This is a genomic window from Neobacillus novalis NBRC 102450 (genome assembly GCF_001591805.1).
GTDB lineage: Bacteria > Bacillota > Bacilli > Bacillales > Cytobacillaceae > Neobacillus > Neobacillus novalis.
Window position 1 is genome coordinate 251,529 of sequence record NZ_BCVP01000009.1, and the last position, 12,414, is coordinate 263,942.

The 12,414-nt window shown below is 43.7% G+C and carries 9 protein-coding genes; 8 read left to right on the forward strand and 1 reads right to left on the reverse strand.

Annotated elements, in window-relative coordinates:
* Positions 1-81: 81 nt before the first annotated feature.
* The 5 genes from BANVL01_RS07200 (at position 82) to BANVL01_RS07220 (ending at position 7,283) form a co-directional block, all read left to right on the forward strand.
* Complete coding sequence (locus BANVL01_RS07200; RefSeq protein ID WP_066083497.1) at positions 82-1,605, forward strand: long-chain-fatty-acid--CoA ligase; 1,524 nt, start codon at positions 82-84, stop codon at positions 1,603-1,605.
* 321 nt (positions 1,606-1,926) lie between these two features.
* Positions 1,927-3,072 (forward strand): acyl-CoA dehydrogenase family protein, encoded by a 1,146-nt coding sequence (locus BANVL01_RS07205; protein ID WP_066083498.1) that lies wholly within the window; start codon positions 1,927-1,929, stop codon positions 3,070-3,072.
* A gap of 18 nt (positions 3,073-3,090) precedes the next feature.
* Positions 3,091-4,248 (forward strand): thiolase family protein, encoded by a 1,158-nt coding sequence (locus BANVL01_RS07210; RefSeq protein WP_066083500.1) that lies wholly within the window; start codon positions 3,091-3,093, stop codon positions 4,246-4,248.
* A 344-nt stretch (positions 4,249-4,592) separates the two neighbouring features.
* Positions 4,593-6,167 carry a fatty acid--CoA ligase gene (locus BANVL01_RS07215; RefSeq protein ID WP_066083503.1) on the forward strand — a complete coding sequence of 525 codons (1,575 nt, stop codon included), beginning with the start codon at positions 4,593-4,595 and terminating at the stop codon, positions 6,165-6,167.
* A 15-nt stretch (positions 6,168-6,182) separates the two neighbouring features.
* Positions 6,183-7,283 carry a CaiB/BaiF CoA transferase family protein gene (locus BANVL01_RS07220; RefSeq protein WP_066083505.1) on the forward strand — a complete coding sequence of 367 codons (1,101 nt, stop codon included), beginning with the start codon at positions 6,183-6,185 and terminating at the stop codon, positions 7,281-7,283.
* An 85-nt stretch (positions 7,284-7,368) separates the two neighbouring features.
* On the opposite strand, the gene BANVL01_RS07225 is transcribed toward BANVL01_RS07220, so the two are convergent.
* Positions 7,369-8,520 (reverse strand): M20 peptidase aminoacylase family protein, encoded by a 1,152-nt coding sequence (locus BANVL01_RS07225; RefSeq protein WP_066083507.1) that lies wholly within the window; start codon positions 8,518-8,520, stop codon positions 7,369-7,371.
* A gap of 211 nt (positions 8,521-8,731) precedes the next feature.
* On the opposite strand from BANVL01_RS07225, the gene BANVL01_RS07230 reads away from it, so the two are divergent.
* Genes BANVL01_RS07230 through gsiC form a run of 3 tightly spaced genes read left to right on the forward strand, consistent with a single transcriptional unit; the run spans position 8,732 to position 12,387 of the window.
* The gene (locus BANVL01_RS07230; protein WP_066083509.1) at positions 8,732-9,757 is read left to right on the forward strand and encodes an asparaginase; all 1,026 of its coding nucleotides are present in this window, start codon (positions 8,732-8,734) and stop codon (positions 9,755-9,757) included.
* Positions 9,758-9,783: 26 nt separating this feature from the next.
* Positions 9,784-11,406 carry a glutathione ABC transporter substrate-binding protein gene (locus BANVL01_RS07235; protein ID WP_235845498.1) on the forward strand — a complete coding sequence of 541 codons (1,623 nt, stop codon included), beginning with the start codon at positions 9,784-9,786 and terminating at the stop codon, positions 11,404-11,406.
* Positions 11,407-11,466: 60 nt separating this feature from the next.
* Complete coding sequence (gene gsiC / locus BANVL01_RS07240) at positions 11,467-12,387, forward strand: glutathione ABC transporter permease GsiC (RefSeq protein ID WP_066083510.1); 921 nt, start codon at positions 11,467-11,469, stop codon at positions 12,385-12,387.
* The last annotated feature ends 27 nt before the right edge of the window (positions 12,388-12,414 follow it).

Here is a 12,414-nt window from a genome sequence, read left to right on the forward strand (position 1 = left end):
GGGTATAGTTTTCTGAATATTGGCATAAAATTTGCATGCTAAAAGTTGGAGAGCATTTTTAAAATAAGGGAGGAACTCCAGATGAATATCGGAAGTCTCTTGTCGCAGTCTGCCCGCAAGTTCCCGCAATTACTTGCAATTGAATGTGAAGGAAGGTCTTATACGTATCGTGAATTCAATGAGGAAGTGAACCGGCTTGCACACGGCCTATTGGAGCTGGATGTGAAAAAAGGTGACAAGCTGGCATTGATGATGAAGAATTCGGATCACTTTGTGTTTACCTTTTTTGCCGCTGCAAAAATTGGTGCTGTCGCCGTTCCGGTTAACTTCCGATTAACTGCTACAGAGGTTCAGTACATTTTAGAGCAATCGGATGCGGCAATTGTGGTCTGCGACAAGGAATTCGAACAAACCATTGCTGCGGCGAAGCAAGGAACGATGGTAGGTAAGGTGATAACGATTGGTGAGCCGGAAACGGTGGGCTTTTATTCCTATGAAAAGGTTTTATCAGAAAGGACTAGTGAACCGGATGTTGAGGTTTCCGAAAAGGATGATGTCGAGATTTTGTACACTTCAGGCACAACAGGACGCCCTAAGGGAGCCCTTTTTGATCAAAGTCAAATTTTTAAAGTCGGAATTTCCGTTGTCATCAATATGGGGATTGGGCAGCATGAGCGCATTCTTCATTTAGCACCGCTATTCCACTCAGCTCAATTGAACCTATTCCTTATTTCCGGAGTAGCTCTTGGGGCGACCCATATTATTCATCGCGATTTTCATCCAGTAAAAACACTGCAAGCAATTCAAGAACATAAAATTACCCATCTTTTCGCGGTTCCGGCGATGTATACCTTTCTTCTTCAGGTTCCAAATGCCGCCGATTACGACTTATCTTCCATTAAGAGAGTCGGATATGGTGCGGCCCCAATGGCACCGGAACTGGTCAAAAAAAGCATGGAAATTTTTAAAACAGACCAATTTTATAACCTATGCGGCTTGACTGAAGCAGGACCGGGCGGGATTCTCCTTGATCCAGAAGGACATAAGTTCCATCTCGGTAAGGGTGGAAAGCCAATCTTTATGACGGAAACTAGGGTTGTTAATGAAGAAGGCAAGGATGTATTACCCGGTGTGATTGGTGAATTTATTCTCCGCAGTCCGATGGTGATGAAGGAGTATTATAAAAAGCCGGAGGAAACAAAGGGCACTCTGAAAGGCGGTTGGCTCTATACAGGGGATTTGGCAACGCTTGACGAGGAAGGCTACATCACTTTAGTTGACCGGAAAAAGGACATGATTATCTCAGGTGGGGAAAATGTTTACTCCGTTGAGGTCGAAGGGGTTCTGTATGAGCATCCGGAGGTCCTCGAAGCAGCAATTATCGGCCTGCCGGATGAAGTCTGGGGCGAGGCCGTTTGTGCAATCATTGTGCCGAAAGAAGGTGCAGTGATTGATGAGGCAGAACTGCGCAGCTTCTGCCGGGAGAAATTGGCTGGATATAAAGTGCCAAGGCGGATTTATATTGAGAAGCAGCTGCCTAGGAATGCATCTGGGAAAATACTGAAATATCAGCTGCGGCAGAAAATGAGAGAAGTGGTAAATTGACCTGGTCTTTTGGTAATTTGTTTCCGAGATATGTCGTAATTGGCCATATATATTTAATAAGTATCTGGGATTTGAGTAGATTTCCAATAAATATCCAAGAAATGTCGTAAGTATTGAAAAATAGGTAATAAATGTCCGGAAATATGTCGTAAGTGACCGGAAATATGTCGTAAGTTCTCGAGACTCGGGTCGATTTCCAATTAATATCCAGGAAATGTCGTAAGTATTGAAAAATAGGTAATAAATGTCCGGAAATATGTCGTAAGTGATCGGAAATAGGTAGTAAATGTCCAGAAATATGTTGTAAGTGAGGTAATTAACATGAACCATCCATACTTAAACGAAGATCATAAAATTTTTCGTCAGTCACTAAGAAAGTTTTTGGAAAAAGAAGCATATCCCTTTTATGAGCAGTGGGAGGAGGATCGGATGATACCCCGTTCCTTTTGGACAAAGATGGGCGAGCAGGGATTTCTATGCCCTGATATCGATGAAAAATATGGTGGCAGTGAGGTTGATTGGGGCTTTGCCGTTGTTATTAACGAGGAACTGGAGCGAGTAGGCTCTGGTTTAATAGGTATTGGACTTCACAATGATATTGTGGTTCCGTATATCACCTCCTATGGCACCGAGGAACAGAAGCAGCGCTGGCTGCCGAAGTGTGTTACCGGCGAAATCATTACCGCGATTGCGATGACAGAGCCCGGAACTGGTTCCGACCTAGCCAGCATCAAAACAACCGCCAGGCTGGACGGCGACCATTATGTTGTCAACGGTCAAAAGACGTTCATCACAAACGGGATTCAATCCGACTTGATAGTTGTTGCAGTTAAGACAGACTTGCAAGCTGTACCGAAGCACAAAGGTGTCAGCTTGCTTGTCATCGAACGAGATGCTTCCGGTTTCTCTAGAGGCAGAAAACTGAACAAAGTGGGACTCCACTCACAGGACACTGCGGAATTGATTTTTGAAGACTGCCGAGTGCCGAAAGAAAACCTCCTAGGCGATGAAGGCAATGGATTTCTTTACTTAATGGAAAAACTCCAACAGGAACGGCTTCTTGTCGCGATTGGGGCGCAAACGGCGTCGGAAGTGATGCTGAAAATGACTCTGGATTACGTGAAGAGCCGGGAAGCATTCGGAAAACAAGTCAGCCAGTTTCAAAATACGCAATTTAAAATTGTCGAAATGGCGACCGATATTGAAATGGGCAGGGTGTTTTTGGACCAGTTGATTGCCGAACATATCGAAGGAAAAAATGTGGTCACAAAGGTGTCAATGGCAAAATGGAAGCTGACCGATATTGCCAAGAAAATAGCGGCTGAATGCATGCAGCTCCACGGCGGTTATGGATATATGGAAGAATACGAGATTGCCAGAAGGTTCCGCGACATTCCGGTTTCGAGCATCTACGCCGGCACGAATGAAATTATGAAAACAATTATTGCGAAAAACCTAGGATTATAGAAAGTGAGGATGATGAAGATGCGTGAGGTATTCATTGTTGAGGGTGTCCGTACCCCTGTTGGAAGAAGAAATGGCGTGCTCAAGGATATTCGTCCCGATGACCTGGCTGGGCTGACCTTAAAGGAACTCGTCAACCGGGCGGGGATTGATCCGGCGGTGGTTGAGGATGTTATTTTAGGGTGTGTCACTCAAGCGGGGGAACAAGCAGGTGATATCGCGCGGGTAGCAACATTAATCGCTGGATTTCCAATTGAGGTGCCAGGCACCACGATTGACCGTCAATGCGGTTCCAGTCAGCAGGCTGTACATTTTGCTGCCCAGGCCATCCTTGCGGGTGATATGGAGGTAGTTATTGCCGGTGGTGTTGAAAGCATGTCTCGTGTACCAATGGGTTTAAATTATAAAGGGGTAGAGGAGCCTTTTAGTCCGAATTTAAGGTCGAAGTACGAAATGATTCATCAAGGGCTGTCGGCTGAGCGGATTGCTGAAAACTACGGCTTTACCCGCGAACAGCTCGACCAATTCTCTCTCGAAAGCCATCAAAAAGCATTAAAGGCTCAGGAAGAGGGTTATTTTTCAAGAGAGATCTTTCCGTTAGAAGTAACGCTTCCGGACGGAACTACAACGGTTATTAAGGAAGATTCTGGTCCAAGAAAAGGAACATCGTTGGAAGCATTGGCAGGTTTGCGAACTTCTTTTAAAGAAGATGGCGTCATTCATGCTGGAAACGCCAGCCAAATTAGTGACGGAGCGGCTGCGTTATTACTCATGTCACGTGAGAAAGCGGAAGTACTCGGGCTTAAACCGCGCTTCCGTGTTCACACCCGCGTAGTCGTCGGTTCCGACCCAACCTTGATGCTGACAGGACCGATACCTGCCACGCAAAAGGCATTAGAAAAATCAGGGCTCTCCATCGATGATATCGATGTATTCGAAGTAAACGAGGCATTCGCGCCAGTACCGCTTGCCTGGCTGAAGGAAACGGGTGCAGACCCGGCGAGGCTGAATCCAAATGGTGGTGCGATTGCCCTTGGTCATCCACTAGGCGGCAGCGGCGCTCGTTTAATGGTGACCATGATGCACGAACTTGAGCGCAGCGGCGGTCGCTACGGTTTGCAAACGATGTGCGAAGGCCACGGCATGGCAAATGCTACGATTATTGAGCGATTAGAATAATAAGATTTACTCAATTAGGTTTGGTTGCTTACGTTTAAAAGGGATTCGCGAGTAAAATGGTCAAATTCGCGAGTAAAGTATCCAAAATCGCGAGTAAAATATTCAAATTCGCGAGTAAAACACAAAAATTCGCGGGTAGTCCGGAATATTTGCCTGAAAACTATCGGAGTTGGACAGGATTGTGGTTAAAATCCGGTTAAATTGTATAGAAAGGAACAAATTCTCAATAATTTAGTAAATTTTAAGCAAAAATCATGTTTCTAGAAAACACTCTTCAGAATTAATGAAGGCAATCGGCGCATTTGTGTCGATTGCCTTAAAATCAAAAATTGGAGGCGTTTAAAATGACGACGACAATCGGAAAAATCTTTGATTTAACAGTGAAAAAGTTTCCAAACAAGGAAGCCATCTATGACGTAAGGAAAAATGTCCGCTATACGTACAAAGAGTGGAGCCATCAAGTCAACCGGCTCGCAAATGCCCTGCTAAACGAAGGTGTCAAAAAGGGAGACCGCGTTTCTACCTTTATGTTTAATACCGAAGAATTGGGGACTGCCTTCTTTGCCTGCGCGAAAATCGGTGCCGTGTTCAACCCGATTAATTTCCGCCTCACCCCTGAGGAAGTGGCGTATATCTTATCGGATGCCACCCCAAGGGTTGTTCTTTTTGAAAAAGCATTGGAGCCAGTCATCGGGTCGATAGAAAACCGCTTCGACAAAATCTCTTTCTGGTTCATTGATAAGGAAAAACCGGAATACGCCGCCAGCTACCAAGAAAAAGTCGCCTCCGCCTCCACCAAAGATGTTCAAGCTGAAATCAATGAGAACGATATCTACGCATTTATCTATACAAGCGGCACAACTGGAAGGCCAAAAGGAGTGATGCACAGCCACCGAAATATGGTGGATCAAAGCGTATTCTGTAATGCAGCTCAGAAGCTTGAAGCGGAAGACGTCGGCCTCGTGACGGCACCGATGTTTCACTGTGCCGAACTGCATTGTGCCTTCCTGCCAAGGGTGCATATTGGTGCAAAAAATGTCATCCTGCATCAATTCAATCCCAAAGCGATTCTTCGATTAATTGAACAAGAAAAAATTACGAAATTATTTGCCGCACCAACCATGTGGAACATGCTTCTTCAGGAAGATTTGAGCCAATATGACCTATCAAGTCTGAAGCTTGGTTTATATGGTGCAGCTCCAATGGCTCCCACGCTGGTGCATGCTCTCCATGACCGCTTAGGGATTACCTTAATTCAAGCATATGGGATGACGGAAATGGGACCAGCGATTACCTTTCTATCGGAGACCGACCAGCTCAGAAAAGCAGGTTCCGCGGGACAGGCAGCGCTAAATCACGATATCCGTGTAGTCCGGACAAGGGAAGACGGGCCATCTGAACCTGAAGATATCATTCCAGTGGGGGAAACTGGTGAGATTATTGTTCAAGGGCCGTGTATGATGATCGGTTATTTCAATCGCGAAGAAGCAACGGAAAAAGCGCTGTATAAAGGCTGGTACCATTCCGGAGACATTGGTTACCTTGATGAAGATGGTTTCCTGTTTGTAAATGATCGTGTCGACGATATGATTATCAGCGGCGGGGAGAATATCTACCCAAGGGAAGTCGAGGATATCTTGCACGCACATCCGGGTGTTCTTGATGTTGCGATTGTCGGTCAGCCTGATGACCGCTGGGGCGAAACCGTGACGGCTTTTGTTGTGAAAAAAGATCCGAATGTGAACGAAGAGGATTTGGATGAATTCTGCAAAAATAGTGATAGTCTCGCAAACTATAAACGCCCGCGCAAATATGTTTTCTGTGAGGCCTTGCCGCGAAACGCCAGCGGGAAAATCATGAAATTTGTCCTTAGAAAACAGCTGGAGGAGCTTTTCACTCCTGGTCCAACGAATTCGTAAGAAAGGATCATCACGATGTTAAAAGGTGTGAAAGTCATCGATTTCACGAACTATCTTCCTGGCCCTTTTGCCACGTTGCGATTAGCAGAATTGGGTGCAGAAATTATTAAGGTGGAGCCGCCAGAAGGAGATCCTGCCCGATATACCGGAATTTCTAAACAGGGAAGTGGACTTGTTTTTCTTGCCAACAATCGCCAGAAAAAAAGCATTACCCTTAATTTAAAGGAAGAATCCGGCGTCGAAATGGCGTTAACATTAATTACCCATGCCGATGTTGTGATTGAAAGCTTCAGACCTGGTGTGATGGAGAAACTCGGGCTCGGGTATGAGGCGGTGCAAAAGGTGAAGCCTGATATCGTCTACTGTTCTATCTCCGGCTACGGTCAGCAGGGACTGTTAAGTAAGCTTGGCAATCACGATCTCAATTACATGGCATTAAGCGGTGTCTTGGCTCAGTTAAAGGATAACCAGGGGAGACCTGTCCATCCATCGATTACGCTAGCTGATTATTTGGGCGGTTATGCCGCAAATGAACGGATTTTAGCAGGGCTAGTCTCCAGATTGTTGACGGGAAAAGGAAGCTATCATTCTATTGCCATCACCGACCAACTGGTGTCATTGCTAGGGAATCACGTCATGGTCGAAAATGAAACGGGCGAGGGGACAGGGATTGATGCCCTTAATGGCAGCATAATTTCATACGCATTATATGAAACGATAGACGAACGTTATATGAGCCTGGGAGCGCTGGAACCAAAGTTTTGGCAGAATTTCTGCCTGGCCCATGGACACGAGGACTGGATCCGAGCCCATTTTTCCAAAACGGATGAATCTAATCCTGTCTATCAAGAAGTTACCGCCATCTTTAAAAGCAAAACCTTCTATGAGTGGATCGAGTTCGCCCAAAAGGTAGATTGCTGCATGGCACCAGTACTTGAGATCGGAGAACTTCAGGACAATCCATATTTTAAAGAGAAGGAACTTATTTTTGCCTCCTCCTGGGGAGATTATCAAGTCAAAATGCACAGTGATATTGAACATGCCATAATTATGCCTCCACCTCATAAAGGCCAGAATAATGATGAACTATTGAATAAAACAAGGGACAGCCTCTAATTTAAAAAGCTGTCCCTTGTTTTTATTTTGCGGCCTCATCTTTGCCTCTTCCTTGCAGCTCGCCAGCTGGTGAGCGGGTAATCCCCTAATAGCTCTTAGGTGAAACCCCTTTTTCAAGCGTATTAAATGTTTTAATAATCGTCTTAGCCAAAATTTCGATCCCTGTCAGTAGTGCATCATGATTAAAGGTCATTTTAGGATGATGGAGACCTGGTACTAAGTCACAACCAAGCCCAAGCATCGTTGCTTTAATAGTTGGCCTCTTTAGTGTGTAAAAATGAAAGTCCTCGCCGCCGCTGGACTTGTAGGGCATGACATGATTTTCCTGTCCAAGTGTTTCCGTAATGACATCCTGCATAATTGCTTGTGCCTCCGCACTAATTTGGGCAGCGGCGACTCCAGCATTCACTTTAAGTGCAATCTCTACCCCGTAAAGCGAAGAAACAGATTCCATGATTTTTTCAACCCGCTCGGATAATTGATTCATGACATCGTTACTTTGCGCACGAAGATCCAATGCGAATGTTGCACGCCCAGGGATAATATTGCTGCTGTCTCCGCCTGCATGGAATGATGTCATTTTAACTGAATAAGGGACCATCGGGTTAAGATGGATTTTGCTGAGCTCATTAACGATTGATGCCCCCACCTCGATGGAATTTTGACCTTGATGCGGTCTGGCACCGTGGGCATCGGTTCCATTGATTTCACCAGTAATAAATTTGGCTGCACCGTTAATAATTCCCGATGAAGCCTTTCCGAATGGTACCTCTTCCTTCGGGCGAAGATGAACACCATATAAATAGTTAATATCATCGACCACTCCTTTTTCAATTAACTTTAATGCCCCTGTTCCTTTTTCCTCTGCTGGTTGAAAAATGAATTTTAACCTGCCAGGTGGTTGATAATTCATCTTTTTAAGTAAAAGTAATGTCCCGAAAACGATCGTCATATGCGCATCATGGCCACAGGAGTGATTGGCTTGAAACGTACCGTCTACCTCCTGCCAAAGTGCGTCGATATCTGTTCGCAGCCCAACACAGGCTTCACCCGAGCCAATTTCAGTAACTAGCCCGGTACAATCATCAAAAGAAGTAATGGAAAGATCAAGGTTTTCTATCAATCCCTTCAAATAATCTGTCGTGTTATATTCCTTCCAGCTAATCTCGGGATTGGTATGTAAATGGTTAAAAATACGGAAAAGCTCTGATTTCAATTCAGCTAACTCTGTCTGCATGATTTCCTCCTTGGAACTGATTAATTGGGTGAATTAGGTTAATATCGCCACCGGAAATAGGATCCTATTCTTTTTCAAAATGGTTTATTGACAAATTATATCAAAATAATCTAAAAATTAAAACTAAATAGGTTGTTTTAGGTTAAAAAGTGTTTTATAATAATTTTAAATTATTAAAATTTTCAAATTAATAGAAATAAGGGGTGACAGAATGGACGCTACTAAGTTAGTAAATGTGACCAGGGGGAATCTAGTAGAAAGTTCCCATAAGGGGCACGTTGCAGTCGTAGACTCAAAGGGTCAGCTACTATACTTTGCAGGAAATCCTAACGCTAAAGTTTTTGCCCGTTCCTCCATGAAACCAATTCAAGCGATTCCAGTAGTGGAAACAGGAGCTGCCTACCATTATGAATTCAGTGATGCTGATCTTTCCTTATGTTGTGCTTCACATAATGGCGAGAATATGCACACTGATCGTGTCCTATCCATACTTGCGAGGTCGGGAATGGAGGATACTTGTTTAAAATGCGGCACCCATATTCCTCGTTGGCAAGATACATATAAGCAGCTAATTTTGGAAGGGAAGGACGTAACTCCTTTATATAACAACTGTTCCGGGAAGCATACAGGGATGCTGGCAACAGCGAAACATATGAATGAACCAATTGGAAATTATTATGATTTGGATCATCCCGTTCAACAACGGATTCTGGCCGCAGTTAGTGAAATGACGGATTATCCAAAAGAGGAGATTGAAATTGGGATCGATGGATGCGGCGTGCCAGTTCACGGGGTGCCGCTTGAACGACTGGCTTATGGCTATGCAAAAATGGCCAAGCCTGACGAACTTTCCGAGAAACGTCGTAACGCAATCAAGCGAATTACTAAAGCAATGGTAAATGCGCCGGAAATGGTTGGCGGCACCGATCGCTTTTGTACAGACTTTATGAGAGTCGGCCAAGGGAGATTTATTGGTAAAGCAGGAGCGGAAGGCGTTTACTGTATTGGAGATCTTGAAACTGGAATCGGGATTGCAATCAAAATTGAAGATGGAAATGGTCGAGGGGTTTACCCGGCAGCGGTGGAAGTGTTAAAACAGCTGAATTTTTTAACGGATCAACAAATTGAAGAACTCATGGGTCACTTTCGTCCAAAATTACGGAATGCTCGTAATGAGGTGATTGGGGAATTGGCAGCTGATTTCAAGCTTCAACGTGCAGGAGCACATCAAGAATAATTTTTACTATAAAAGGAGGAAGAACATTGAAAAATCGTTTTTTGCATACGTTACTTGCCGTATTTGTGATGTGCAGCTTGTTCTTAATTGGGTGCAGCAATTCAAACAAGGCTTCAAGTGATTCGAAAGATGGCAAGAAAAATATTAAACCGGCGGAAACACAGGAGTTGGCTAAAAAAGAAGGGAAAGACGTTACAATTGCTGTTGCGGACAATTTTATTAGCATGGATCCACACGACACAAATGATACGCTTTCTTATTCAGCTCAAAAAACCATGCTTGAAGGATTGGTTGGTTTTGACAAGGATATGAAGGTTGTACCAGTTCTTGCCGAAAGCTTTACGGCTAATGATACTGCGACGGAATTTACTTTTAAACTTCGTCAAGGTATTACTTTCCATGATGGAACACCATTTAATGCCGAAGCAGTAAAAGTAAATATTGACCGCTTAGCAAATCCGGATCTTAACCTAAAGCGTCATAGCTTATTCGCCCTTGTAAAAGAGACTCAAGTTGTCGATGAGAGCACTGTTAAAGTAGTTTTAAGCGAACCATTTGGTGCGATGATTAATACCTTTGCCCATCCTGCGGCAATGATGATTAGTCCGAAAGCGTTAGAAACCTATGGCAAGGATGTCTCCCAGCACCCAGTCGGAACAGGACCATTTAAATTTGCAGACTGGGATCAAAGCGATCACTTAAAAGTTGTGAAGAATGATCAATACTGGAAAAAAGACTATCCGAAGGTTGATTCGATTACATTCAAACCAACACCTGAAAATGGTGCGCGTGTAGCGATGCTTCAAACAGGAGAGGCTGATTTTATCTATCCAGTGCCAACTGAGCAAGCAGAAAGCCTTAACGGTAAAAACGGTATTGTGGTTGAAAACAAACAATCAATTGTTGTCCGTTATTTATCGATGAATACAATAAAGAAACCATACAGTGATGTCCGTGTTCGTCAAGCCATTAACTATGCAATCAATAAGGATGCGTTCGTAAAAGTTGTTATGAACGGTTTTGCGACACCGTTAGACTCAGTCATTGCTCCAAGCGTTCAGTTTTATTCAAAGCAAGATCAGTACAAATTCAATCTTGAAAAGGCTAAAGAATTACTGAAGGATGCCGGTTTTGAAAAAGGCTTTACTGCAAAATTATGGGGCAGCAACAGCTCGCAAACGATTAAAGGAATGGAATTTATTCAGCAGCAGCTTGCTCAAATTGGCGTAAAGGTTGAAATCGTCCCAATGGAATCTGGAACAATGGCAGACAAAATTTGGTCTGTTCAAGATCCTAATGCAGCGGAGATTGAATTGTATTATGGCGGCTGGTCACCATCCACAGGTGATGCGGATTGGGGTATTCGACCGCTTGTAGGCGGTAAAGATGCATTCCCGCCGAAATCCTATAACACTGCTTATTATAACAATGATGAAGTAAACCAAGCGATTAAAGATGCTCTTGCAACTGCAGATTCCGATAAGCGAAAAGCAGCATATGAAAAGGCTCAAACGGCGATTTGGAAGGATGCTCCATGGGCGTTCTTATCCGTTGATGACACGATGGCAGGAAAGAAAAACTACCTGGAAGGCATTAACTTGCTGCCAGATGGTGCATTAAGTGTTGAAAATATCGAAATCAAACAATAAGTAAGGTTGAGCGCTATAGTCATATAGCGCTCATCTATTATCTGCAAAGGAGGAATCCAATTGTTAAAATACTTTTTAAAAAGATTAATTGGAATCATACCTATTTTATTCTTTGTTTCCATTTTTATTTTTCTGTTTGTCCATATGATTCCAGGAGATCCTGCTAGATTAGTAGCGGGACAGGATGCCAGTTTAGCAGATGTCCAAGCCGTTCAGAGAGAGCTCGGCTTAGATAAGCCATTGTATACCCAATATGCAGAATTCGTAAAAAATATTGTTCAAGGGGACTTTGGTTTATCGTTAAAGACAAAACGTCCTGTTTTTGATGAAATTGCTGCGCGCTTTATGCCTACTTTTTGGTTAACTTTTTGGAGTATGATTTGGGCTGTTTTATTTGGCCTTGTGGTGGGCGTATTTTCTGCAACGAAGAGAAACAAATGGCAGGATTATCTCGGAATGTTCGGGGCTGTATCAGGAATCTCCCTTCCATCCTTTTGGCTCGGCCTTATGTTAATTCAATTATTTGCCGTGAACTTGGGCTGGCTGCCAACTGGCGGGATGGATTCATGGAAGAGTTATATCTTACCTTCCATCACACTTGGGGCGGGGGTTGCAGCCGTTATCGCACGGTTTTCCCGGTCTTCATTAATGGAAGTCATGAAAGAAGACTATATTCGTACAGGACGTGCAAAAGGATTAAAAGAAAATAAAGTTGTTTGGGGACATGCGTTAAAAAATTCCATGATTCCCGTTGTCACCATGGCAGGGTTACAGTTTGGATTTCTGCTTGGCGGATCAATCGTCATTGAAACTGTGTTTAGCTGGCCAGGTTTAGGGAGATTGCTGATCGATTCTGTTTCCTTCCGCGATTACCCAGTTATCCAGGCAGAAATGCTCTTGTTTGCTTTAGAATTCATTTTAATAAATTTATTTGTCGATCTATTATACGGGGTTTTAAATCCGCAAATCCGTTACGAATAATGGGTGAGAAAAAGGAGGAATGATTAA

Bases quoted from the DNA above. Each gene is read 5' to 3' on its own strand.
- BANVL01_RS07200 (WP_066083497.1), top strand. From the start codon at position 82: ATGAATATCGGAAGTCTCTTGTCGCAGTCTGCCCGCAAGTTCCCGCAA.
- BANVL01_RS07205 (WP_066083498.1), top strand. From the start codon at position 1,927: ATGAACCATCCATACTTAAACGAAGATCATAAAATTTTTCGTCAGTCA.
- BANVL01_RS07210 (WP_066083500.1), top strand. From the start codon at position 3,091: ATGCGTGAGGTATTCATTGTTGAGGGTGTCCGTACCCCTGTTGGAAGA.
- BANVL01_RS07215 (WP_066083503.1), top strand. From the start codon at position 4,593: ATGACGACGACAATCGGAAAAATCTTTGATTTAACAGTGAAAAAGTTT.
- BANVL01_RS07220 (WP_066083505.1), top strand. From the start codon at position 6,183: ATGTTAAAAGGTGTGAAAGTCATCGATTTCACGAACTATCTTCCTGGC.
- BANVL01_RS07225 (WP_066083507.1), bottom strand. From the start codon at position 8,520: ATGCAGACAGAGTTAGCTGAATTGAAATCAGAGCTTTTCCGTATTTTT.
- BANVL01_RS07230 (WP_066083509.1), top strand. From the start codon at position 8,732: ATGGACGCTACTAAGTTAGTAAATGTGACCAGGGGGAATCTAGTAGAA.